Annotated in this window: 22 protein-coding genes; 13 read left to right on the top strand and 9 right to left on the bottom strand. The window is 72.7% G+C overall.

Annotated elements, in window-relative coordinates:
• Positions 1-191: 191 nt before the first annotated feature.
• Positions 192-947 (top strand): hypothetical protein, encoded by a 756-nt coding sequence (locus tag ACIGNX_RS33040; RefSeq protein ID WP_396545183.1) that lies wholly within the window; start codon positions 192-194, stop codon positions 945-947.
• A gap of 55 nt (positions 948-1002) precedes the next feature.
• Here ACIGNX_RS33040 and ACIGNX_RS33035 read toward each other — a convergent pair whose 3' ends face one another.
• From ACIGNX_RS33035 to ACIGNX_RS33025, 3 genes are read right to left on the bottom strand one after another with little or no spacing between them, the layout of a single operon-like run.
• Positions 1003-1248, bottom strand: a complete 246-nt coding sequence (locus tag ACIGNX_RS33035; RefSeq protein ID WP_396545181.1) for an acyl carrier protein — start codon at positions 1246-1248, stop codon at positions 1003-1005.
• Positions 1241-2914: a fatty acyl-AMP ligase gene (locus tag ACIGNX_RS33030; RefSeq protein WP_396545179.1), complete on the bottom strand. Its 1674-nt coding sequence runs from the start codon at positions 2912-2914 to the stop codon at positions 1241-1243. Before ACIGNX_RS33030 ends, ACIGNX_RS33035 begins: the two co-directional genes overlap by 8 nt.
• The gene (locus tag ACIGNX_RS33025) at positions 2911-3969 is read right to left on the bottom strand and encodes an SDR family oxidoreductase (protein WP_396545177.1); all 1059 of its coding nucleotides are present in this window, start codon (positions 3967-3969) and stop codon (positions 2911-2913) included. Before ACIGNX_RS33025 ends, ACIGNX_RS33030 begins: the two co-directional genes overlap by 4 nt.
• 83 nt (positions 3970-4052) lie before the next feature.
• Between ACIGNX_RS33025 and ACIGNX_RS33020 the strand changes: the two genes are divergently transcribed.
• On the top strand, positions 4053-4610 hold the full coding sequence (locus ACIGNX_RS33020) for an EF-hand domain-containing protein (protein ID WP_396545175.1): 558 nt from the start codon (positions 4053-4055) through the stop codon (positions 4608-4610).
• 182 nt (positions 4611-4792) lie between these two features.
• Positions 4793-6943, top strand: a complete 2151-nt coding sequence (locus tag ACIGNX_RS33015) for a hypothetical protein (RefSeq protein WP_396545173.1) — start codon at positions 4793-4795, stop codon at positions 6941-6943.
• Between the two features lie 99 nt (positions 6944-7042).
• Here the strand turns inward: ACIGNX_RS33015 and ACIGNX_RS33010 are convergent, their stop codons facing one another.
• Positions 7043-8134 carry a Gfo/Idh/MocA family protein gene (locus tag ACIGNX_RS33010; RefSeq protein ID WP_396545171.1) on the bottom strand — a complete coding sequence of 364 codons (1092 nt, stop codon included), beginning with the start codon at positions 8132-8134 and terminating at the stop codon, positions 7043-7045.
• Positions 8104-8814, bottom strand: a complete 711-nt coding sequence (locus ACIGNX_RS33005; RefSeq protein ID WP_396545169.1) for a ThuA domain-containing protein — start codon at positions 8812-8814, stop codon at positions 8104-8106. The genes ACIGNX_RS33010 and ACIGNX_RS33005 overlap by 31 nt, the downstream gene beginning before the upstream one ends.
• A 122-nt stretch (positions 8815-8936) precedes the next feature.
• On the opposite strand from ACIGNX_RS33005, the gene ACIGNX_RS33000 reads away from it, so the two are divergent.
• From ACIGNX_RS33000 to ACIGNX_RS32990, 3 genes are all read left to right on the top strand, one after another.
• Positions 8937-10094, top strand: coding sequence for a cytochrome P450 (locus ACIGNX_RS33000; RefSeq protein ID WP_396545167.1), 1158 nt, complete (start codon positions 8937-8939; stop codon positions 10092-10094).
• A 24-nt stretch (positions 10095-10118) separates the two neighbouring features.
• Complete coding sequence (locus tag ACIGNX_RS32995; protein WP_396545165.1) at positions 10119-11027, top strand: LysR family transcriptional regulator; 909 nt, start codon at positions 10119-10121, stop codon at positions 11025-11027.
• 115 nt (positions 11028-11142) lie between these two features.
• Positions 11143-11610 (top strand): hypothetical protein, encoded by a 468-nt coding sequence (locus ACIGNX_RS32990; protein ID WP_396545163.1) that lies wholly within the window; start codon positions 11143-11145, stop codon positions 11608-11610.
• 245 nt (positions 11611-11855) lie between these two features.
• Here ACIGNX_RS32990 and ACIGNX_RS32985 read toward each other — a convergent pair whose 3' ends face one another.
• Both ACIGNX_RS32985 and ACIGNX_RS32980 read right to left on the bottom strand, forming a co-directional pair.
• Complete coding sequence (locus ACIGNX_RS32985; RefSeq protein ID WP_396545161.1) at positions 11856-13379, bottom strand: non-reducing end alpha-L-arabinofuranosidase family hydrolase; 1524 nt, start codon at positions 13377-13379, stop codon at positions 11856-11858.
• A gap of 646 nt (positions 13380-14025) precedes the next feature.
• A complete protein-coding gene (locus ACIGNX_RS32980; protein WP_396545159.1) occupies positions 14026-14418 on the bottom strand; it encodes an SH3 domain-containing protein in 393 nt (130 codons plus the stop codon).
• 136 nt (positions 14419-14554) lie between these two features.
• On the opposite strand from ACIGNX_RS32980, the gene ACIGNX_RS32975 reads away from it, so the two are divergent.
• The 4 genes from ACIGNX_RS32975 to ACIGNX_RS32960 all read left to right on the top strand — a co-directional run bounded on the left by ACIGNX_RS32975 (position 14555) and on the right by ACIGNX_RS32960 (position 17653).
• A complete protein-coding gene (locus tag ACIGNX_RS32975; protein WP_396545157.1) occupies positions 14555-15508 on the top strand; it encodes an ArsR/SmtB family transcription factor in 954 nt (317 codons plus the stop codon).
• A gap of 166 nt (positions 15509-15674) precedes the next feature.
• Entirely contained in the window at positions 15675-15902 is a 228-nt protein-coding gene (locus ACIGNX_RS32970) for a PLDc N-terminal domain-containing protein (protein ID WP_396545155.1), read from the top strand.
• Positions 15903-16064: 162 nt separating this feature from the next.
• Complete coding sequence (locus tag ACIGNX_RS32965; protein ID WP_396545153.1) at positions 16065-17012, top strand: histidine kinase; 948 nt, start codon at positions 16065-16067, stop codon at positions 17010-17012.
• Positions 17009-17653, top strand: coding sequence for a response regulator (locus ACIGNX_RS32960; RefSeq protein ID WP_396545152.1), 645 nt, complete (start codon positions 17009-17011; stop codon positions 17651-17653). Before ACIGNX_RS32965 ends, ACIGNX_RS32960 begins: the two co-directional genes overlap by 4 nt.
• Before the next feature lie 3 nt (positions 17654-17656).
• Here ACIGNX_RS32960 and ACIGNX_RS32955 read toward each other — a convergent pair whose 3' ends face one another.
• Both ACIGNX_RS32955 and ACIGNX_RS32950 read right to left on the bottom strand, forming a co-directional pair.
• Positions 17657-18943 carry an SLC13 family permease gene (locus ACIGNX_RS32955; RefSeq protein ID WP_396545150.1) on the bottom strand — a complete coding sequence of 429 codons (1287 nt, stop codon included), beginning with the start codon at positions 18941-18943 and terminating at the stop codon, positions 17657-17659.
• A gap of 96 nt (positions 18944-19039) precedes the next feature.
• On the bottom strand, positions 19040-19498 hold the full coding sequence (locus ACIGNX_RS32950) for a CBS domain-containing protein (protein WP_396545148.1): 459 nt from the start codon (positions 19496-19498) through the stop codon (positions 19040-19042).
• A gap of 217 nt (positions 19499-19715) precedes the next feature.
• Between ACIGNX_RS32950 and ACIGNX_RS32945 the strand changes: the two genes are divergently transcribed.
• The 3 genes from ACIGNX_RS32945 (at position 19716) to ACIGNX_RS32935 (ending at position 22398) form a co-directional block, all read left to right on the top strand.
• On the top strand, positions 19716-20117 hold the full coding sequence (locus tag ACIGNX_RS32945; protein WP_396545146.1) for a hypothetical protein: 402 nt from the start codon (positions 19716-19718) through the stop codon (positions 20115-20117).
• 611 nt (positions 20118-20728) lie between these two features.
• Positions 20729-20893 (top strand): hypothetical protein, encoded by a 165-nt coding sequence (locus ACIGNX_RS32940; protein ID WP_396545144.1) that lies wholly within the window; start codon positions 20729-20731, stop codon positions 20891-20893.
• A 263-nt stretch (positions 20894-21156) separates the two neighbouring features.
• A complete protein-coding gene (locus tag ACIGNX_RS32935; RefSeq protein WP_396545142.1) occupies positions 21157-22398 on the top strand; it encodes a PP2C family protein-serine/threonine phosphatase in 1242 nt (413 codons plus the stop codon).
• Positions 22399-23007 lie beyond the last annotated feature (609 nt).

Below are 23007 nucleotides of genomic sequence, written 5' to 3'. Positions count from 1 at the left end.
CCTATCGCCCGCCACTGCGGCAAACGTTCGTCGCGGTTGCGTCGAATGGTTCCGGCTATTCGGACATGCGCGCCGGCGTGGAATCTCCCGGGTGAAACACCGGCTCCGGCGGCGGCGATAGCGGGTCCAGGGCGGTGGCACGTCCACGGCTCGGCGCCGGACGGCCGCCCGACACAACAGGAGGATTGCCCATGTCGTCAGGTTTATCGGGTCGGCGCGTCAGGGCCGCGCTGTCGGCGCTGCTCGGCGCGGTGGCGGTCACCGTCGCCTCCGCGGCGGTCGCGGCCCCGGCCCAGGCAGCGCCCGCCGCGGCCGACACGAGTGCGCACGGCACGGTGGTCAGGCTGCGGGTGGAGGGCCGCTCGGGCACGATCTTCGAGGCCCCGGTGTTCACCACCCCGCACGACGTGACCACGCCGTCGGGCGGCACCCACCACTGCGACGGCACCAACAACGGCACCAATCCGACGCCCGGCCCCACGGCCACGGGCGCGCTCGACGACGGCGCCCGGTTGGGCGGCTTCACCTTCGACGGCACCTACTGGGCGTCCTTCGACGACTTCTTCATCACCAGGGTCGCCGGCGACGAGCAGACCGCCACCGAGTTCTGGGGCATCCTGCTCAACAAGGAGTTCACCCCCGTCGGCGGCTGCCAGCAGCAGGTGGCGTTCGGCGACGAGGTGCTGTTCGCGTTCGACGCGTTCAGCAAGTCCCACGTGCTGTCGCTGTCCGGTCCGGCGGTGGCCCGGGTCGGCAAGCCGGCCACGTACAAGGTCGTGGACGCCTCCAGCGGTGCGCCGATCGCCGGGGCGACCGTGAACGGCGCGACCACCGACGCCAACGGCGAGGTGACGCTCACCCACACCGCGGTGGGCGCGGTGCGGGTCAAGGCCGACCGGGCCGACTCGATCCGCTCCAACTCGGTGCTGACCTTCGTGGCGCCGTGACCCGGCGGGGTGGGCGGCACGCGCCGCCCACCCCCTCACCGGTGGGGCGCCGGGCTCACGCCGGCCCGATCCGCCCGCCCAGGTGCGCGACGATGGCGTCGATGGTCGGGAAGTCCCAGGCCAGCGTCGGTTCCACGAGGACGCCCCAGCGCTCCTCGATGTCGACGCACAACCCCATGGCGTGCACCGAGTCGAAGCCGAGCGAGCGCAGGGCCACGTCGGTCCCGACCCGCGACGGCGGCAGGCCGAGGTAGCCCGCCACGGTCGCGACCAACCAGGCTTCCAACGACTCGTCAGGCACGGTCGGCCTCCGCGGTGGCGACGATGGTGGCGACGGCGGGGGACAGCGCGCTGTGCAGCGCCGTGATCCCGCCGCCGAGGAACAGGTCGCGCATGTGCCCCCGGCGCACCTTGCCGCTCGTGGTGTGGCGGATGGTGTTCGACCGCACGACCACGAGGCTCACGGGCACGCCGAACCGCCTCGTCACGGCGTCCTGCACGACGTCGGCGAACCCGGCGGGCGTGTCGGGGGAGGAGCGGCGGATTTCCTGCACCAGCACGACGTGCTCCCCCGCGTCGGCGTCCCGCACGCCGAAGGCCGCGCCCCGGCCCGCGTCCGGGTGCGCCTCCCGCGCCGCGAACTCGACGTCCTGCGGGTACAGGTTCCGGCCGCGGATGATGATCAGCTCCTTGAGCCGCCCGGTGACGTACAGCTGCCCGTCCAGCAGGAAGCCCAGGTCGCCGGTGCGCAGCCACCGGCCGTCCGGACCGGTGACGAACGCGGCCCGCGTCGCGGCCGGGTCGCCGTGGTAGCCCGCGGCGAGGCTGGGCCCGGCCACCCGGATCTCGCCGATCGTGCCGTCGGCCACCCCGGCTCCCGTGGCCGGGTCGACGATGCGCACGTCCAGGTCGCCCGGCTCGCCGCACCCGACCAGCGGCACGCCGTCGTCGTCCGGCGCGAGCACCACCTCGCCGGCCGCCAGCGACGCCGGGGTGAACCGGCGGACGGTCGGCCCGCGGCCCCGTGACGTGCAGGTGACCACCAGGGTCGACTCGGCGAGCCCGTACCCCGGGTTCAGCGCCGTGCGCCGGAACCCGACCGGCGCGAACCGCTCGGTGAACGCGTCGAGCGTGGCGATGCGGATCGGCTCCGCGCCGCTGACCGCCATCGTCAGGCAGGACAGGTCGAGTCCGGCGCGCTCCTCGTCGGAGACCCGGCGGGTCGCCCACGCGTAGCCGAAGTCGGGGGCCACGGTCCAGTCCACCCGGTGGTCGCTGATGGCGCGCAACCAGCGGATCGGGCGGGCGACCACGGCCTCCGGCGAGAGCAGGACCAGGTCCGCCCCCGCGTGCAGGGCCTGGAGCTGCAACCCGACGAGCCCCATGTCGTGGTGGTGCGGCAGCCAGCCGCCGATCCGGCGCACCGGGACGTCCCCGCTGACCCGCCGGAACACCTCCAGATTGTGCGTCAGGCCGCCGTGGGTGACCTCGACGCCACGCGGCCTGCTCGTCGACCCGGAGGTGTACTGGAGGTAGGCGACGGCACCGGCGTCCGGCGGCTCCCACGGGTCGGGGGACGCGCCTTCGCCGAAGGTGCGCGCCGACAGGTCGCCCAGCACGGCGACGTGCGCCTCGTCGGTGAGCACCATCCGCGCGCCCGAGTCCCGGAGCAGCCGGTCCACCCGGTCCACGCGCGACGACCCCGACAGCGGCAGGGGCGCGGGCACCGCCACCGCACGCGCGTAGAGGCAGCCGAGGAAGGCGACGAGGAAGTCCAGCCCGGCGGGGTAGAGCAGCAGCACCGGCTCGCCCGCCATCCCGGACGCGGCCAGCCAGGACGCCACGGCCCGCGCCCTCCGGTCGAGGTCGCGGTGCGTCAGCCCGACCGCGGGGCGCCCCTCGGGGAGGTAGGTGACCGTCCGGTCGGGTCGGGAGCCGGCGCGGAAGCCGGTGACGAAGTCCGTCATGCGGGGAGCCCCTCGCGGACGTACCAGGAGACCAGCCGGTCGAGGACCTCGGGCGTGACGGGTGGCGGCTCGGCGTCCGGGTGGGACTCGAAGTCGTACTCGTGGCGCAGGTAGGGCGAGGTGAACTTGCAGCGCATGTTGACGATCGCCTCGAACCTGTCGAACGGCTCGGCCGCCACGTCCGCGGCCGTGACGGCGACCAGCTCGACGGGCAGGTGCGCGGAGATCGCGGCGAACAGGTCGGTCACCGGCACCGCGACCGGCGGCACGAGGTGGCGCACCGGGCGGTCGAGCGGGCCGCCCGCCAGTGCCAGCAACCGGTCCACGGTGCCGTCGATCGTGGTCAGGTGCAGGGCCGCCGCCGGGTGGCAGACGAAGCGGACGCGCCGGCCCGGGGTGCGCCGGGCGAACAGCGCGACGACCCGGAGGAAGTCGTACATGCCGAGGTCGGTCAACGCCCGTCCGGTGGCGGAGTGACCAACCATGACACCCAATCGGGCGACGAGGACGTCACCCCTACGCGCTAATCCGGTCTGCGAAAGTGCTACTTCAGCCACTCTCTTCGAGTGCTCGTAATCATTTCTGAACTCGGACGGGTGGCCGTAGGAGGGCCATTGCTCCAACGCTCTACTTTGCGTGGTCCCGTGTTGGTAGGCCGTGCTGACGTGGACGTACCGGGAACCGGGTTTCGCGTGTTCCGCGAACGCGGCGGCGACGTTGGCCGAGCCGATCACGTTGACCGCGTGCAGTTCCGCCTCGCGGCGGGGGAAGAAGGTGATGAGAGCGGCGCTGTGCCAATACGCGCAAGGCTCGGAAAATACTTCGGCAGTCGATGTTCCGAGGTCCGGTTCCGCCAGTGAGAACGGCCTGACCTGCACTTTTTCTACCAGTGCGGGGTTCAGGTCCAGGGTGGCGAGGGCGTCGGAGACCTTCCTCCTCACGACTCCCTCGCTGGCCCGCGCCAATGCGATCACGGAGTCGCCGCGTGCCACGAGGGCGCCGATGAGATGTGAGGCCACGAAACCATTGGCACCATCTACCACGTGGTTATCCATGGGGCAACCTCCCTGTGGCCGCGTCACGGGTGGCGGCGTTAGCGTCGCCAGGGTAATGCCCCCGGGAGAAAGAGCGGCACGCCATGCTCAACGAACTGCTCGAACGGAAACTCGCGCACCTCTTCGCCCTGCTCGACGTGGACGACGACGGCACCATCGACAGGATGGACTACACGGCGTCCGCGGACCGCCTCGTCACCGCGTTCGGCTACGCGCCGGGCTCGCCCGAGAGCGAACGCGTCCGCGAGCGCTACGACCGGTTGTGGGAGACGGTCACCCTCCCGATGGACAGCGACGGTGACGAGCGCGTCGACGTCCGGGAGTACTCCTCGGGCATGGACCGCTTCGTGACCGCCTCGGAGGAGGGCTACCGTACCCACATCGCGCCGGTCGCCGACGCCTTCTACGACCTGATGGACGTCGACGGCGACGGCCGGATCACGAGGACCGAGTACGTGCGCATGGCGGCCAGCGCCTTCCGCCTGTCGGAGGAGGCGGGCAACGCCGCGTTCGACAAGCTGGACCTGGACGGCAACGGCTGGCTGGACCGCGCCGAACTGCACGCCGCCAACGAGCAGTTCTTCCGCAGCCCGGAGGAGGACGCCCGGGGGAACTGGATCTTCGGCCCGATCGCGGCCTGACCCGCCCGTCGGGTGCGGACCGCTCGATCCGCACCCGACGGGAAGTCCACTCAGGACGGTCGCCGACCGGGGCGGCCACCGCACCGGTTCCCGCAATCGGCCCTCCGCGCGGGAGCGCTCCCCCTATCCTGCGCGAGACCCGGGGATTCCCGTGGTCGAGGCACTGCCAACAGGGGGATTCCGTGCGTACTTCCCGTGGCGCCAAAGCCTGCGCCGCCGCGGTCCTGGTCGCGACGACACTCGCGGTCGCGGCGCCCACCGCGGCGGCCGCGGAGCCGCCCGCCGCGCCGTACACGGCACTGATGGCGCACTTCGAGGGGTGGGGTTACCTCGACGGGAGCTTCTCCTACGAGCCGTCGCGCACCACGCTCGAGGTCTACCAGCAGACGGCCAACGACTACGCGTTGGTGATGAGGGGGTTCCGCGCCGACCACTGGCACAACGTCGACGTCACACCACCGATCGGCACGCGGTTCGAGGCGGGCCGGTCGTACCCGACGAACAGCTCGTTCCACCCGTCGGACTCGATCACGGTGCTCAACGTCAGCGGCGACGGGCAGGGGTGCGACCAAGCCGCGGCGACCTCGGGCACCCTCAACGTCCGTGAAGCCGCCTACGACGAGGCCACCGGTCGCTTCACCGCGTTCGCGGCCGACTACTCGGTGCGCTGCAGCGGCCTCGACAAGACCGCCCGCGGCGAGATCCGGTTCCGGTCCGGGCTCGGCTACCGGGCCGTCGACAGCCCGGACTACCGCCTGCAGTTCGGGCGGCAGCCGTGGGGTGGGGAAGGCGCGCCGCTGGAGGTCCCGGTCGAGGTGACCGGCACCCTGCCCACGACGTTCGGCGCGGCGGCGCTCACGGGGGCGAACCCGACCGCGTTCCGGGTGACGGCGGACACCTGCTCGGGCAGGACACTGACCTACGGGCAGAGGTGCGCGCTGACCGTCACGCCGACGGCCACCGCGATCGGCGCGCAGACCGCGGAGCTGACCCTGCCGGAGGACTCGCTCGGTGGCCGGGTCAGGAGGCTGCTGTCGTTGGAGGGCTTCGACGCGCTCGGCGATCGGGGCACCTACTACCCGCTGACGCCCACGCGCGTGCTGGACACCCGGTCCGGGCAGGGCGCGCCGCGGGCGGCCGTCGGGTCGGGCCAGACGCTCCGGCTCCAGGTCACCGGCCGGGCCGGGGTCCCGGCGGAGGCGTCGACCGTGGTGCTCAACGTGACCGTCACCGAGCCGACCGGTCCCGGCCACGTCTCCGTCTACCCCACGGGGGTCACCCGGCCGACCGTCTCGTCGTTGAACTACTCGCCGGGTTGGACGGGTGCGAACTCGGTCACCGTGAAGGTCGGTGCGGACGGCGCGGTCAACCTCTACAACAACGGCGCTCCGGTCCACCTCATCGCCGACGTCAACGGTTACTACTCCCAGGGCCGCCCCTCCTACCAGGGCGGCCAGTACCACCCGCTGGCCAACCCGGTGCGGTTGGCCGACACCCGCGAGTGGGGCATCGGCCGGCTCCCGGCGGACTACTACGTCACCGTGTCGGCGTCGTGGGACGACGACGCGATCAACCGCAGCGTCCGCGCGTTCGCGGTCAACATCACCGCCACCGAGACGCGCGCCCCCGGCTACCTCACCGCGTGGAACGGCTACGGCCCCGGCCTGCCGAACACCTCCACGCTGAACTACGCGACCAACGCCACCGCGACGAACTTCGCGGTCGTCCCCAGCATCCCGTGCGCCGACTGCGGCAGTGCCACGGGTGCGCCGTCCATCGGCGTCTACACCAGCCAGGACACCCACGTGATCGTGGACATCGTGGGCTTCTACGACGACGGCACGCTGCCGGGCGGGCTGCGCTTCGAGCCCGTCGTGCCCTCGCGGATCACCGACACCCGAGCGGGCCAGGGCTGGCCCTCGGCACTCGGCCCGGCCACCACGGCGACCATCGCCGCACCCGGCTCCATCGCGGGTCCGGACACCTGGGCGCTGGCCACCAACGTCACCGCCGTGCAGCCGACCTCGGCGACGTACCTGACGGTGTGGCCCGCGGAGCTGGAGGGGGCCGAGCGGCCCGGCACGTCCAACCTCAACCCGGCGGCCGGGGCGATCGTGCCCAACGCCGTGCAGACCATGATCGGCTCCGAGAACCGGTTCCACGTCTACAACAACGTCGGCCGGACCCACCTCCTGGTCGACGTCGTGGGCTCGTTCTACTACGTGTCGCGGCCGACGGCGGCCGCGTCCGGGTCGTCGGCGGGGGCCAAGCGCGTCCAGCCGGCGTCGCCGAGCCCGAAGGCGCAACCGCTGAACCGCCCGAACCCGGCGTGACGGGGCGTCACCCGGAGCCCTGAGGACCGAGCCCGTGATCGGCACGGGGTTCGCCGGTGTTGCGGCGAACCCCGTGCCGCGATGGGGACCGCGGGGGCGTCACCACTGCCCGGCGGGCGTGAGGGGTACCGGTTCGGGGCGCTCCGCCGTGGTCGTCAGCACGATCCGGCGACCCTCCTCGGCGGACCGCAGGACGGCGGTCATCGTTTCCAGCACGTGCAGCGCCAGCGCACCGCCGGCGCGCGGGGTTCGCCCGTCGGCCGCCACGAGGTCCAGCAGGCCGACGCCCCGGCCCGCGCCGTCGTACCCGGCGCTCGGGGGGAGGGTCCGCCACTCCGCGCCGCCGAGCGGGAAGAGCCGGGTGTCGCCGTCGAAGCGGTTCGGGTCCGGCACGGCGAGGGTGCCCTCCTCGCCGTGCACCTCGATCGGCGCGGCCGTGGTGGCGACCCCGTCGAAGCTGGTGGTGATGGTGGACAGGGCGCCGTTGACGTGTTCGAGCACCCCGGACACGTGGCTGTGCACCTCGACCGGGATGCGCTCGCCCGTGCGGGGACCGGAGCCGATCACGCGCTCGTCGCGCAACCGGCCCGCCGCGCCGATCACCGCCCGCACCGGGCCGAGCAGGTGGACCAGCGCGGTGAGGTAGTACGGCCCCATGTCGAGCAGCGGGCCGCCACCCGCGGTGTAGTAGAAGTCGGGGTTGGGGTGCCAGCGCTCGTGCCCCGGCGTGACCATCACGGCCGACGCGGACAGCGGGCGCCCGATGAGCCCGCGGTCGACCGCCGCGCGGGCGGTCTGGGTGCCCGTGCCCAGCACGGTGTCCGGTGCGCAGCCGACCCGGACCCCGGCGGCGGTGGCCCGGTCGACGACCTCCCGGCCGTCCGCGAAGGCCGCGGCGAGCGGCTTCTCGGTGAAGACGTTCCTGCCCGCCGCGATCGCCCGCAGCGCGATCGGCGCGTGGGCGGCGGGGGTGGTCAGGGTGAGCACGGTGTCGACGTCCGACCCGTCGAGCAGGCGCTCCACGTCCACCGCCGCGACACCCGGGTACCGGGCGGCGACCTCGGCGGACCGGCTCGCGTCGAGGTCCGCGACCGCGGTGACGCGCACCGCGGGGTGCCCGACGAGCGTGTCGAGGTACGCGCGGGAGATGACCCCGAGACCTACGATCCCGACGCGGTGCGGGTCGCCCACAGCATTCCCCTCTCGATGACGGTGCGCACGGCCGGGTGCCGCAGCACGTCCAGGTCGTGCCCGGGGGTGGTCACCACGATCCGTCCGGCTCCCCAGAGGCGGGTCCAGATCGCCGGGCAGGTGACGGGCCGGTGCCACGGGTGCCACGGCCGGGTCGCGTGGGTCGTGGTGGCCAGCACGTCGTTCAGGTCGTCGTGCAGCACCCAGTACTGCTCGGTGACCAGCTCGAAGTCCTCGATGCCCGCGGTGACCGGGTGCTCCCGGCCGAGCGCGGTGAAGTTCACCGCGTGCGGCAGGAAGTTGTCCTCGGGGCCGCCGCGGCGCTCGCCCGGTTCCTTGCCGGGGTGCGTGGCGAACTGGCCGCCCACCAGGTGCAGGTAGTCCGCCGAGGCGCGGAACGAGTCCGCGACGCCGCCGTGCCAGCCGGTGAGGCCGGTGCCCGCCTCGATCGCCGCGCGCAGGCCCGCCACCTGCCCCGCGGTGATCTCCGACATCGTCACGCACTGGAGGACCAGGTCCGTCCGCGCCATCTCGTCGGCGTCGGCGTACACGTCGGGGGAGTCGTGGACCCGCACGGCGTAGCCGTGGCGTTCCAGGAAGGGGAGGAACAACTCGGTGGCCTCGACCGGCCGGTGCCCCTCCCAGCCGCCCCGGACCACGAGTGCCTTCGGCTGTCGCACGCCCACCCCCGCATCCCGATTCGCGCCTGACTTGATCGTATCCACCGGGCGGCACCGGGCGGGGCGTTCCCAAGACGCAGGAGGGTCCGCTAGAAGGGAGGTTCCGAGGAGAGGTGGTGGCCGTGGGCACGCGCAAGGTTGATCGGGGCCTGCCGGGGGCCGGGTGCCCCGTGCACCGGGAGCCGGACGGGACGTGGCAGGTCGACGGCTACGCGGCCGGTCGCGCGTTCCTGCGCGACCACAACACCGTGCAGGCCGGTCTGGGGGTGGAGACGACGGAGAACTTCCCGAGCGGGATCCGCCGTCCCGTGCTCTACCGCGACGGGCCGGAGCACCGGGAGCACCGGAGGCAGACGGCGCGGTTCTTCACGCCCCGGCGGGTGGACGAGTCCTACCGGGCACTGATGGAACGGGTCGCCGACGAGCAGGTGGCGTCGCTGCGCGCCAGGGGCGTGGCCGACCTCGCGGACCTGGGCTTCCAGCTCGTCGTCGACATCACGTCGGCGGTGATCGGGCTGACGGACAGCAGGCCGGGGATCAGGCGGCGGCTGGACTACTTCTTCCCCGAGGAGTTCGGCAAGCCCGGGTTCACCAGCCTCCACGGCCTGTACTGGATCTGGCGGCAGCTGCGCGGGTGGTCGGCGATCTACGTCAACGACGTCCGGCCGGCGGTGCGGGCGCGCCGGGCGCGCCGGCGCGACGACCTGATCTCGCACCTGCTCGACGAGGGCTGCTCGTCGGCGGAGATCCTGGGCGAGTGCCTGACCTTCGCGGCCGCCGGGATGGTGACCACGCGCGAGTTCGTCGTGGTGGCCGCGTGGCACCTGTTCACCGACGACGACCTGCGCGCCCGGTACCTCGCGGCCGGGGAACCGGAACGGCTGGCGGTCCTGCACGAGGTGCTGCGCCTGGAACCGGTCATCGGCCACCTGAAGCGGCGCACCACCGCCGACGTCGAGGTGGGCGGGGTCACCGTGCCCGCGGGTTCCGTCGTCCGGGTCCAGCTCGATCACGCCAACCTGGACGCCGAAGCGGTCGGCGAGCGACCGCTGGAGCTGTGCCCCGGCCGGTCGACGGGCGGGGGAGCCGGGCCGACCGGGCTGTCGTTCGGCGACGGCCCGCACAGGTGCCCCGGCTCGCACGTCGCCATGCTGGAGACGGACATCTTCTTGCACAAGCTGCTGTCGGCCGGCGCGCGGATGCTCCGGCCGCCGCGGGTCGCGTTCAAGGACGAGATCGCCGGCTACGAACTGCGCGGCCTGCAAGTCGCCCTCGGCTGATCGCGGGGGCAGGAGGAGGACATCGTGGACCTGAACGCGCTCCGGCAGTTCCTCGTGGTGGCGCGGCTCGAACACCTCAGCCGGGCCGCCGACGAGCTCCGCGTCGCCCAGCCGTCGCTGAGCCGCACCATCGCCCGGCTGGAGGGCGAACTCCGCGCACCGCTGTTCGACCGGGCCGGGCGGCTCCGGCTGAACGACGCGGGCAAGCTCTTCCGCGACCACGTCGAGCGCGCGCTCGGCGAAATCGAGGCGGGCCGGCGGGCCGTCGCCGAGGCCGCACGCGGGGAGTCCGGCACCGTGCGGCTGGCCTCCGAGACGTTCCTGACCTTCACCGGGCCGCTCACCGCCTTCAAGCAGGCCCACCCCGGCGTGGAGGTCGAACTCCGCCGGCTGCCCGCCGGGGAGATGGCCCGTCGCCTCCTGGCCCGGGACGTCGACCTCTGCGTCGCCTCCCAGCCGATCCGCGCCGACGGCGTGGAGGCCGTCCGGCTGCTGGACGAGGTGGTGTGGCTGGCCACCCCGCCCGACCACCCGCTGGCGGGCCGGACCTCGGTGACCGTCGAGGAGATCGCCGACGAACCCTTCATCGCCGCCGGCCGGGGGCACTGGCACCGCCGGCTCCTCGACCGGCTCTTCGCGGCCCGGGGCCTCACCCCGAGGGTCGTCTGCGAGGGCGACGAGCTGGGCGCGGTCGCGGAGCTCATCAAGGCGGGACTCGGCATCGGCCTCGTCCCCGACCTCGCCAGGCGTTCGACCTCCGGTGGTGCCACCGCCTGGATCGCCGTCGACGACCCGGGTTGCCGCCGGACGCTCACGCTGCACTGGGCCGCCGACGACCACCTCCCGGCCGCCGCCCGCAGGTTGCGGGACACGCTCACCGACTGGGACTGGGGGTCCGCCGGGTCGCATGCCCCCGCGGTCATGACGTCATAGCGATATTGGTCTTGGTCAAGGTGTCGTCGGCCTCATAACTTCTCCGGTGTCGGTTGGATCCGAAACGGAGAAAAGGCTCAGGTATCCGATGAACGTGCTGGGGAAAACCATTGTCGTGACGGTCGTGGGGTCGCTGCTGGTCGGCGGCGGGCTCAGCGCCCGAGGTGAGGGAGCCGGTTCGGCGAGCCGTCCGGACCGCACCGAGGTCCTGGAACTCGCGGTCGAGAACGACCAGTACGCGGCACCCGACCTGCCCCCGGCTGGCCCGAGCGTGGGTGACCTCCACGTGTACTCCGGGTGGCTGGTCCAGGACGGCCGCAGGGTGGGGCAGGGCGGGGGTTCGTGCCAGGTCGTGCAGGTGGACGGTGCCAGGATCACCACGCAGTGCCTGCTCACGGTGAGGCTGGAGCGCGGATCGCTGACCATGCAGTCGCTCTGGGTCACCGGTGAGAACCCGCTCGACATGGCCATCACCGGCGGCACCGACGCCTACCGCGACGCGCACGGCACCGTCCGGGTGTGGGACATCGCGACGCCGGACGAGCGGATGCGCGCCGAGATCACCCACGCGTCGACGCGGTGACCGGATGAACGCGAGGTGATCGCCGACGACCCGAAGTCGGTCGTGGGAGCCGCGGGGCCACGTGCCGGTGGAACACTGTTTCCGGTCATCCGGTCCGCGCATTCTTCGGCCTTTTATCGCGACGATCGGACAATCCGTCGGCGATCGCCCTCCCGGACGCGACCTGACCCAGATCCACGGGCCGGCACCCCGCACCCGCGAGGGTGGGGGTGCCGGCCCGGTTCAGGAGGGCTCGCGCCGGTTGCTCAGCGCTGCAGCGTGAGCACGCCCGGCCGCCAGGGCAGCAGGTTGTAGTCGCCGCCGGCGCTCGGGTTCTTCCCCTGGTAGAGGAACTGCAGGTTGCAGGGGTCGATGGTCTTCGTCTGGTCCGGGTTCGCGCGGACGATGTCACCGTGGCTGATGTCGTTGGTCCAGGTGGCGCCGCTGTTGGCCTTGCCGGCGAAGGGGTTGCTCTCGCTGGCCGCTTGCGGGGTCCACGAGCCGTTGAGGCTGTTGGAGGTGAAGGAGCGGAAGTAGCGGCCGTTGGCGCCGATGGCCTCGACGATCATGAGGTACTGGTTCTGGCCTTGGACCTTGTAGACCTCGACGGCTTCGAAGAGGTTGTTGGTCGAGTCGCTCATGATGGTGGTGTAGGTGGAGCCGAAGCTGCCGGGGAAGTTGCCGATGGGCATGCTGGCTCGGTAGATCTTGCCGTTGTCGCCGGCGAAGAACAGGTACATGTTGGTGCCGTCGCCGATCAGGGTCTGGTCGATCGGGCCGGTGCCGGAGCCGGAGATGCTGCCGGTGAACAAGGGCTGTGCCGCCGACCACCCGTTGGGGTTGGTGGGGTCGGTCGAGGTCTTGTAGCTGAACGCGGTCGGGCCCCACTGGTAGGCCAGCACCCAGATGTTCTTCGGCGCGAAGTACAGCAGGGTGGGCGCGACCGTGCCGCCGTTCATCCCGTTCTGGCCGGCCGAGGCCATGTCCGACCAGTTCGTGAACGTGCCGAAGTTCATCGAACCGTACTGCCCGGACGTGTTGACCGTGGAGCCGTACACCAGGTGCTTGCCGTTGTACATCACGCTGGTGAAGTCCTTGAGGGAGACCCAGCCGGACTTGGGGTTGGCCAGTGAGCCGGTGGAGGTCCATCGGTAGGTCGAGGGGAGGGTGCAGCCGCCGCCGGGGTTGCTCGTGGTGGTGGTGGGGTTGGTGCCGCCGCCGACGCGGACGAACTGCCACTGCTGGTTGGCGCCGCCCCAGTCGGTGTACTGGACGATGTTGCCGCCGTCGGCGGTGGAGGCGCCCTGGACCTCCAGCGCCTTGTTGCTGTTGCGGTTGACCAGGCGCACGTAGCCGCTGTCGGAGTCGGCCAGCCGGAACTGCTGGTTGGTGCTGTTGTTGTCGGTCCACTGCACGATCGAGCCGCCGTCGGCGGTGGAGAAGTTGTAGACGTCGAGCACCTTGCCCGACAGGCGCGACTTGACCCGGTAGTAGCCGCCGCCGGAGTCCACGAACTGCCACTGCTGCTGGTTGCCGTCGTTGCGCGTCCACTGGGTGATGCGCGCGCCGTCGTTGGTGGCCAGGTTGTAGACGTCGAGCGCCTTGCCGCTGTTGCGGTTGACCAGCACGTACCAGGCGGTGGTGTCCACCGTCGCCGCGGACGCCGGGGTCGTGCCCAACGCCACGACCAGACCACCCAACAGCGTGGTGACCGCGGCGAGCACACCGACCAGGCGGTGCCCGCCACGACGAGCGGCGGCGGTGGGCGGGTGAAGGCCTGATCCGGCCATGAGCGTGCTCCTCTTCGTCGAGGTGGGGGCAGACCGCGGCACGGCCGTCCGCACGACCGCTCGCGCCGGGTGGTCCGCCGCGCGTCCGGTGGACGAGCGGGGATTACCTCGGCGCGGACAGCCCGAGTACTGGGAACGGGCGCACGGACCGGGGCGCCACTGCCGCGGGTGCCGGTCGCATCACCAGACTGTGGAGGATGATTTCCGCGTGGTCAAGATGTCGCGAAAGAGTTTCGCGCGGGTTTGCGGGGTGGTTGTTCGGCATTGTGGATTGCTAAAGGTGACGTGAATTCCTTTAGCTCCGCGAGCGCCGGAGGCAGGGGTCGCGGCCCCGGTCGACCGCGGCGCGGTCCGAGTCGAAGATTGGTGCAGACCACGTCCCGAGGTCGGGCGTGCGGGCCGGTCGCGCGAATTCCGAGACGATCGGAGGAACCGCCCGCTGGACGTGAACGCGGCACATTCCGCGTTTCCACCCGTGGAACCGTCGGCGGTATCGCGAAAGGGAAACGCTGTCGGCGCTGTTCGTCGTCCGCGCGGCATTGGTGTCGGGCGGGGTTCTCGCGACGCTCGGTGGCGGTGGCACCCGCCTCGCGCGGGGCCGGGCGCCGCGGCTGCGTGCCGTGGCGCCCGGTCGTCCTCCCGGCGGTCAGTTCGGGCAGTGCGAGCTGCTGCCGTAGTTCGGCAGCAGGTCGTCGCGGACCCAGCCCCGCTTGCCCGTGGTGACGTCACGCAGGTAGGTCCACGTGTAGCCGTCGTTCCCGAGCGTGTAGCAGTAGTAGTCGAGCCGGTGCGAGGGCTCGAGCGAGCCGACCGGGGTGCAGGACGTGGACGATCCGGTGCGGATGCGGGCACCGGAGGTGCCGCCCGTGATCGCCGACACCGGGTCCGTGTTCGGCGGCACCACGGTGCTGTCGCACGCGTAGTGCTGCACGGTCACGTCGTCCCCCTTGGGCCCCGCCGCTTGGGCGGGAGCCGCCACCAGCACCACCGGCAGCGCCACCCCCACGACGACCGCCGCCGACTTCAACAATCCTTTCATGTTCTCCCCCTTGGTCGTGTTTCCCCAGGCAGGAGCGACTTTCGTCCCGACGGGTGAACTTCGCAAGAGTGTTGCGCCAGAGCGGAAACGTCCGGCCATCATGGCGCCGGGGGTGTCCGACCAGGGGGGAATCATCTTGCTGCGCATCCATTTCACGATCGACGACCTCGTGCGCACGACCGTCGCGCCGACCGCCGACCCGCTGTGGGAGGTCCTGCTCGCCGGCGAGCGGTTGCGCGACCGCGTGCACCCGCCGGTGTTCCGCGGCTGGGTCAACGCCGTGCGGAGGACGCTCGACCGCCACGACCCGGCTCCGCGCCTGCTGCACCTGCTGGCACCGGCGCCGCACCTGCTCACGCCGCCGGAGTCGGCCGACGGGCTGGAGGCGGGCCTGGCGGCGCTGCGGGCGACGTCGCCGCACCGGCTGGCGGCGGAGCTGGAGCGCCTGGGACCGCTGCCGGCGTGGGTCCACCGGGTGCTGGGCGGGCCGCGCGGCCCGGCGGTGCTCGCGGACGTGCTGCGGCACCTGCACTCGGTGCTGGTCGAGCCGCACGCCGAGGTCGTCCGGGAGAGCGTCAACGCCGACCGCGCCCGCCGGGCGCGCGACCTCGTGGACGCCGGCGTGCACGGCCTGCTCGCCGGGCTGCGCCCGCACGCCCGGTGGGACGGCTCGGTGCTGGAGGTCGACTCACCGCACGACCGGGACGTGAGCCTGCGCGGCCGCGGCCTGCGCCTGGTGCCCACGTACTTCGGCGTCCGGCCGGGTACGCGCCTCGGCCCGGACCGGCCACCGGTGCTCGTGCACCCGATCTCGGACGCCGACCGGTGGACCGGGGCCGAGCCGGGCGCGCTGGACGAGCTGCTCGGCCCGACCCGCCGGGCCGTGCTGGAGTGCGCCCGCACGGGCGCCGGCACCACCGAGCTGGCCCACCGCGTCGGCACGTCGCCCGCGTCGGTGAGCCGGCACACCGGCGTGCTGCGCGGCGCGGGGCTGCTCCGGACGACCAGGCACGGCGCGCGGACCGTCCACTCGCTGACCACGCTGGGGGAGGCCCTGGTGACCGGGCGGGTACCCGTGGCCGAGGGGTGAGCGCGCGGCCGGCCCGGGCTCGCAGCGCAGCGGTGGACCGGCAGTGAGCTGCGGTTTTGCGTCGGAGGCCGCCGAATCGGACCGGAAAAGGCGACAGGTTCCCGGTGGAGTGGTGGCGACCGGCCGGCTGCGGCAGAGTGGGTGGCCGAGCCGGAGGAGCACCGCCGTGGTCGGGAACAGGCACAGGGAGTGGCCGGAGCTGAGCCCTGCCCGGAAGTGGGCCGTGGTGGCTTTGGGCGCGGTCGAGGTGCTGCTCGCGGGCGTCGCGTGGGCGGACCTGGCCCGCCGGCCCGCCCGTGCGGTCAACGGCAGCAAGAAGTGGTGGGCGCTGGTGATCGCGGTGAACTTCGCCGGGCCCGTGGCCTACTTCCGCTGGGGCCGCAAGCGCCCGTGAGCCGCGCCCGCGCCGAAGGCGTCCACATCGGACGCCGCGGTCTGGGGAGCCGGGTGCGGGACGCGGTGGCCCGCGGTGGGTGGCCGGACCGGCCAAGATGGGTGTCGCCACGGATGGACGGGCGGGCGCCGGTCCGGGGAGCCTGGCGGGCGGAGGCGGTGCGTGTTCCTGTTCTGGCGGATCTTCCTGCTCAACGCGGCGGTGCTGGTGGTGGCGACCGTCGTGCTGACGCTCGGTCCCGTGACCGTGTCGACGCCCGTGCTGCTGCGCGAGGTGCTGGTGGTGGGGGCGGGCCTGGTGGCGATGCTGGTCATCGACGCCGTGCTGCTGCGCGTCGGCCTCGCGCCGCTGGAGCGGCTGGCCCGCGCCATGGCCGACACCGACCTGCTCAAGCCGCACCCGCGGCCGGCCGCGCAGGGGCGCGGTCACGTGCAGGAGCTGATCCGGGCGTTCAACGGGATGCTGGACCGGTTGGAGGCCGAGCGGGGTCTGAGCGCGGCCCGCGCCCTGTCCGCGCAGGAGGCCGAGCGCAGCCGCATCGCCCGTGAGCTGCACGACGAGGTGGGCCAGACGCTGACCGCCGTGCTGCTGGACCTGAAGCGGGTGGCCGACCGCGCGCCCGAGCACGTCCGGGCGGAGCTGCGCGAGGTGCAGGAGACGACCCGCGCCGGCCTGGACGAGATCCGCCGCATCGCCCGCCGCCTGCGGCCCGGCGTGCTGGAGGAGCTGGGGTTGACCAGCGCGCTCAAGGCCCTCACCGCGGAGATGGGCGACCACCACGGCCTCGGCGCGCGCAGCCGGTTCGACCACGACCTGCCGCCGCTGGGCGAGGACGCCGAACTGGTCGTCTACCGGGTGGCCCAGGAGTGCCTGACCAACACCGCGCGGCACGCGGACGCCACCCGCGTCGAGCTGGCGCTGCGCCGGTCCGGTCCGGGGGTGGAGTTGCTGGTCCGCGACGACGGGCGCGGGCTGCGGGGAGCGCCGGAAGGGGCGGGCATCACGGGCATGAGGGAACGCGCGTTGCTGATCGGGGCCGACCTGGAGCTCGGTCCGGCCGCGGGTGGCGGGACCGAGGTGCGGCTGCGGGTGCCGGGGGAGGGGCGATGACCGTGCGCATCCTGCTCGCCGACGACCACGCGCTGGTCCGGCGGGGTGTCCGGCTGATCCTCGACAACGAGCCGGACCTGGAGGTGGTGGCCGAGGCCGGTGACGGCGCCGAGGCTGTGGCCCTGGCCCGGCGCGAGCGGCCCGACCTGGCCATCCTCGACATCGCCATGCCCCGGATGACCGGGTTGCAGGCGGCCCGGGAGCTGTCGCGCGCCCAACCCGGCCTGCGCATCCTGGTCCTGACCATGTACGACAACGAGCAGTACTTCTTCGAGGCGCTCAAGGTCGGCGCGTCCGGCTACGTGCTGAAGTCCGTCGCCGACCGGGACCTGGTCGAGGCGTGCCGCGCCACCATGCGGGGCGAGCCGTTCCTCTACCCGGGCGCGGTCACCGCGTTGATCCGCGACTACCTCGACCGCGCCCGGGAGGGCGGTGCGCCGGCGAAGGCCATCACCGACCGGGAGGAGGAGATCCTCAAGCTGGTCGCCGAGGGCCACTCCTCCAAGGAGATCGCCGACCTGCTGTTCATCAGCGTGAAGACCGTCGAGCGGCACCGCGCCAACCTGCTGCAGAAGCTCGGCCTGCGCGACCGGCTCGAACTGACCCGCTACGCGATCCGCGTCGGCCTGATCGAGCCGTGACCGTCACGCGAAGTACCGCAGCCAGACGTAGCCCCAGGCGATCAGGATCGTCAGCGCCGTGACGACCGCCCCGTACTTGGTGAACTGCCAGAAGGTGATCCGGTGCCCGGCGCGGTTGGCGATGCCGATGGCCACCACGTTCGCGCTGGCCGCCACCGCCGTGCCGTTGCCGCCGAAGTCCGCGCCGAGCGCGAACGCCCACCACAGGGACTGGCCGGTTCGCGCGTCGGGCGCCTGCGCCACCAGGCCCTCCACGACCGGCGCCATGGTCGCCACGTACGGAATGTTGTCGAAGAACGCGCCGAGCACGCCCGACCCGAACAGCAGCGCCGTCGCGGCGGCGAAGTAGTTGTCGCCGACCGCCGCGATCGACCAGTCGCCGATGGCACCGATCACGCCGGTGTGCAGCAGGCCCGACACCATCACGAACAGGCCCATGAAGAACACCAGCGTCGACCACTCGACCTCGCGCAGCACCTCGCCGACGTCCATCCCGGACACCAGCACCATCGCGCCCGCGCCCAGCAGCGCCACGATCGCCGGGTCCACGTGCAGCACGGCGTGCAGGCCGAACCCGAGGACGACCGCGCCCAGCACGACCGAGCAGCGCGCCAGCAGGCGCGTGTCGGTGATCGCGCGCCGCTCCTGCAACGCCATGACCGCCTCGACGCGCTCGGGGTGGTACTCGAACGACTTGCGGAACATCACCCGCGTGAACAGCACGAACAGGGCGAAGACCACGACCACCACCGGCGCCATGTGCACCAGGAAGTCGTTGAACGTCAGCCCGCCGCGGCTGCCGATGATGATGTTGGGCGGGTCGCCGATCAGCGTGGCCGCGCCGCCGATGTTGGAGGCGAGGATCTCCGCGATCAGGTACGGCTGGGCGGGGATGCGCAGCCGGTTGCACACCACGATCGTCACCGGCGCGACCAGCATGATCGTGGTGACGTTGTCCAGGAACGGCGAGGCGACCGCGGTGATCGCCATGAGCAGCACCATCAGCCGGTACGGCTTGCCGCGCGACCGCTTGGCCGCCCAGATGGCGAGGTAGTCGAACACGCCGGTCCGCTTGATGACGCCGACGATCACCATCATGCCGAACAGCAGGAAGATGACGTTCCAGTCGATGCCCTCGTGCTCGGAGAAGAACACGTCGCTGCCCGGGACGATGCCGACCAGCGCCATCACGCCCGAGGCGATGAGCACGACCTTGACCTTGTCGGCCTTCTCGGTCGCGATGAAGAAGAAGGCCACGGCGAACACGCCGATGGCGAGGATCGGGGTCATGTGGGGGACCACGGGCACGGCAAAGGACGACCTCCGGGCGTGGGTGGGACCGGCGCGCTGGTGGGCCGCGCCGGTGCGGGTGGGCGAGGGGTGGGGTCAGGACTCGGGGCGCGACACCGCGAGGCTGGTCAGCAGCCGTTCGAGGGTGATCGCGCCGGACAGCGACCCGTCCGGTGCGACGACCGCGATGAGCGGGCTGTGCTCCCGGCACATCAGGGCGGCCACCTCGAGCAGCGTCGCGTCGGCCGCGACCGTGAGGGGTTTGGCGCGCTTGGCGGGCAGGCAGTCGCCGACGGTCAGGTCGGCCAGCTCCTCCCAGAACAGGTCGGCGTGCGCCTCGTCGATGGTGCGGGCCAGCGCCGGGTCCTGCTGGAACGACTCGGCCACCGCCAGCCGCAGCACCTGGGTGCCCGGCAGCACGGTCAGCGGCCGCCCCGACCCGTCCACCACGACCATCCCCGGCAGTCGGTTGACGGCCATGACGCGCAACGCCCACGACACCGGGTCGTGAACGGTCACCGTCGGCACGTGCGCGGCGATGTCGGAGGCTTGCATGGCACCGTCCCGTCGGACTCCGCGGTGGACCTGCCGGAGCGCGGCGAAGGCTCTCATGGTTCCCTCCCGGCGCTCCGGATCTTCGGACACCGAACAGCCTGGTCCGCGGTGGGCGTCGGCGGTATCGGGGCGAACGCCCATTTGGAGCGGGGGACGACGTGCAGGCGGGGCGCACGTAGGCTGGGCGCACTTGTGGACGCGGTGGGAGGTCGGGCGGGTGCGCTCAGCGACGGGGACGAGCCGGGTGCGGCTCCTGCTCGCCGTGCTGCTCGCGCTCGGCGTCCCGATCGGGGTGGCCTCCTCCGGGCCGGCCTCCACCGGGCCGGCCTCCACCGGGCCGGCCGACCGGGCGCCGGTCGCGGTGAGCGGCTGGTCGCTGTCGCCCGAGCCGTCGATGCACGACGACCGCCACGACTGGCTCCGGCTGACGGTGACGGCGCGGCACGTGCCGGCGTCGCCGTACCCGGACACGTGGTGGATCGCCTGCCAACCAGCGCCCGGTCTGAGCGTTCCCGGCGGCCGGCCGGGCCCGGACGTGGCGGGCACCGGGAGCGCGGCGACCGCCGTGCCGACGGCGAGGTCGTGCCGGGCACCACCGGCAACCGCGAACCGACCCTGAACCGCTCCCACCGGCAGCGCTCCCACCGGCAGCGCTCCCACCGGCAGTGCTGCCGGCGGCCGGCCTGATCCGGCGCCCGCGCCCGGCGGTCGGGCGGAGCCCGGTCCACTTCACCGCGCGTCGGTGACGCCCGCTCGGGACGCGGCTCGCCGCGTCGCGCCGGTGGCGGTGGCGGATGTGATCCGGCCCGCCACGCGTCGGTGGCGGCGTTCGTGCCGCCACGCCTCGGTCGGCGGTGGATGGGCTTGCTCCGCTCCGCCGCGCCTTGGTCGTGCGGTGACCGGACTTGGTCCGCGTCGCTGCACGTGGGTTCGTGCCGCCGTGCCTTGGTCGTGCAGTGACCGGGCTTGGTCCGCGTCGCCACACGTGCGTTGGTGGTGGGTTCGTGCCGCCACGCCTGCTCGTGCGGTGACCGGACTTCGTCCGCTCCGCCGCGCGTGTACCGGTGATCGCGTGCGCCTTCCCGCGAACCGCGGCGGTGGCCCGGATCCTTCCGCCTCCGCGCACGCGTGCGGCGGTGGTGGGTGTGAACGGTCGGTTCCTCCCCCTTGCCCTCACCGCGCCCGATAACCCGGCGCGGTCCTCGCAGCGTTCCCCCGGAGGGAAGACCCGTGTCTGTTGTCGTGCTCGTGCTGCTCTGCGTCGCGGTCCTCGCGGCGCTCGGCCTGCTGGCGTACATGCTCGTCAAGGACAAGCCGCTCTACGGCGTGCTCGGCCTCGGCGTGCTCGCCGGACCCGGCCCCCTGCTGGCCCTGACGTACCTGTCGCTCGTGTAGGGCCTCGCCACGCCCGGCCGGACCACCGGTCGGGCGCGGCGGACCACTTCGGCGACCTTGGGCCGGATGGCGCAACGCCGCTGGTGGGCGAGGTCGTGACCGCCCGGCCGATCCCGTGCGCGCCACGAGCGAACAGCGATCGTGAGTTGGCCGGCTCGGCTGTATCGTCGCGGGGAGCCGTCTGTCCGGTGCTGCCCCGTGGTGCGTTCGCCACGTTCCCGCCGGCCACTCGGGCGCGAGTTCGGATGTGGACGGAGTTGGCGATGGGTCGCGATCGGGCCTCGGAGACGAGGCTTCGCGTGCTGGAGGCGATCACTGACAGCGCGTTGCGCGAACTGGACCTCGACAAGCTGTTCGAGGTGCTGTTGGGCCGCGTGCGCGAACTGCTCTCCGTCGACACCGTCACGGTCCTGCTCACCGACTCCGGCGGCGGGCACCTGGTGGCCCGCGCCACCCGCGGTCTGGAGGAGGAGGTCTTCCAGGGCGTCCGCGTGCCGATCGGCGCGGGCTTCGCCGGGCGGGTGGCGCAACGCCGGGCCCCGGTGCAGATCACGCACGTCGACCAGTCCACGGTGGTGAACCCCCTGCTGTGGCAGCGGGGACTGCGGGCCATGCTCGGCGTGCCGATGGTCGCGGCGGGCGACCTCGTCGGTGTGCTGCACATCGGCTCGGTGGTCGACCGGCGGTTCGACGAGGAGGAGGTCGACCTCCTCCAGCTGATCGCCGACCGGCTGGCGGGCGGTGTCGGCGCGCACCGCGCGCGGGCCGAGCGGGCGGCGGCCTCGCTGCTGCAGGACAGCCTGCTGCCGGGCCGACTGCCCTCGACCGAGGGCTGGTCCCTGGCCGCCCGGTACGTGCCGGGCGCGGACAGCGGCGTCGGCGGCGACTGGTACGACGTGTTCGAGCTGCCGGGCGGACGCCTCGGCCTGGTGATCGGCGACGTCGTCGGCCACGGGCTGGGCGCGGCGGTCGTGATGGGGCGGTTGCGCAGCGCGTTGCGCGCCTACGCCCTGGAGTTCGACGACCCCGGTCAGGTGCTCGTCAAGCTCGACCGCAAGGCCGCCCACTTCGAGCACAGCACGATGGCGACCGTCGCCTACGCGGTGATCGACACGGCGACCGGGCGCATGGACCTCAGCGTGGCGGGCCACCCGCCGCCCGTCCTGGCCGTCCCCGGCGAGCCCGCCCGGTTCCTGGACGAGGCCGTCGAGCCGCCGGTCGGCTTCAACCTGCGCGCCGGCGGTCGCCGCACCACGACCCTCCAACTGCCGCCGAGCGCCCTGGTCGTCCTCTACACCGACGGCCTGGTCGAGCGCCGGGACGAGAACCTGGACGACCGGATGGACCTGCTGCGCGGCGTGGCGTCCGCCATGCCCGCCGAGGTCGCCTGCGTCCGGCTGATGTCGGAGCTGGTGGGCGACCACCCGGCCTCCGACGACATCGCCCTGCTGACCGTGCACCACGAGACCGCGCCCGAGCCGCACACCGCCGTCCTGGGCGGCTGACCGCCCGCACGGCCGGACAGCGCCTCCGCGGCGGGGCGACCGCCCGCGCGGCCCGATCTCCCGGACCGCCCCGTCGCGCATCACGAGATGCGGTCCGCGCCGCGCAGCCGGCGGGCGACCACGAACGTCGTCCGCCGCGCACCAGCCGGGCCGGCGCCTGCCGCGACAGGCGCACGCCCCGGTCGGCCGCGGAGGTGCGGAGCCCCTCGGACAGCGGGTCGACGAACTCCAGCGCGGTCACGGACAGCACTCCCGCCACTAATCGAGAAAGCGTTTTCCGCAGCGCTGTCGCAGTCCGGTGGCGGGTGGGTGCGTGGCCAATCGGCGTCCGTCGGGGGAGTCCTGTGCCGGGCTGCCGCTGGGGAGTTGCGCAAGTCGGACTGGTTGGTGCGAATGGTCTCATTGCCGGACTACCTGCTGCCTTGCGTCTCTATAGGCGGATGTCGAGGGTTGACTGCGCCGATCAACGGACCTAGCTTGCGAAAGCGTAAACCGGCTGTATCGCAACTTTCGATCCGGTTCGGCAGTGCTCCCGCTCGTCAACCCCCTTGGAGGATGTGATGTCCCGAACCGCTGTCACCGCCGCCGGCGTTCCCGCCGCACGCGGCA

The organism is Actinosynnema sp. NPDC053489, assembly GCF_044544865.1.
GTDB lineage: Bacteria > Actinomycetota > Actinomycetes > Mycobacteriales > Pseudonocardiaceae > Actinosynnema.
Note: the sequence above shows the minus strand (reverse complement) of the source record. Positions and strands in the feature narration are given on the sequence as shown.

What these genes read in the sequence shown, in the direction of transcription:
- ACIGNX_RS32935 (WP_396545142.1), top strand. Translation starts at nt 21,157, where the DNA reads ATGGGTCGCGATCGGGCCTCGGAGACGAGGCTTCGCGTGCTGGAGGCG.
- ACIGNX_RS32980 (WP_396545159.1), bottom strand. Translation starts at nt 14,418, where the DNA reads ATGAAAGGATTGTTGAAGTCGGCGGCGGTCGTCGTGGGGGTGGCGCTG.
- ACIGNX_RS32985 (WP_396545161.1), bottom strand. Translation starts at nt 13,379, where the DNA reads ATGGCCGGATCAGGCCTTCACCCGCCCACCGCCGCCGCTCGTCGTGGC.
- ACIGNX_RS33025 (WP_396545177.1), bottom strand. Translation starts at nt 3,969, where the DNA reads ATGGATAACCACGTGGTAGATGGTGCCAATGGTTTCGTGGCCTCACAT.
- ACIGNX_RS32955 (WP_396545150.1), bottom strand. Translation starts at nt 18,943, where the DNA reads ATGACCCCGATCCTCGCCATCGGCGTGTTCGCCGTGGCCTTCTTCTTC.
- ACIGNX_RS32950 (WP_396545148.1), bottom strand. Translation starts at nt 19,498, where the DNA reads ATGCAAGCCTCCGACATCGCCGCGCACGTGCCGACGGTGACCGTTCAC.
- ACIGNX_RS33040 (WP_396545183.1), top strand. Translation starts at nt 192, where the DNA reads ATGTCGTCAGGTTTATCGGGTCGGCGCGTCAGGGCCGCGCTGTCGGCG.
- ACIGNX_RS33030 (WP_396545179.1), bottom strand. Translation starts at nt 2,914, where the DNA reads ATGACGGACTTCGTCACCGGCTTCCGCGCCGGCTCCCGACCCGACCGG.
- ACIGNX_RS33020 (WP_396545175.1), top strand. Translation starts at nt 4,053, where the DNA reads ATGCTCAACGAACTGCTCGAACGGAAACTCGCGCACCTCTTCGCCCTG.
- ACIGNX_RS32960 (WP_396545152.1), top strand. Translation starts at nt 17,009, where the DNA reads ATGACCGTGCGCATCCTGCTCGCCGACGACCACGCGCTGGTCCGGCGG.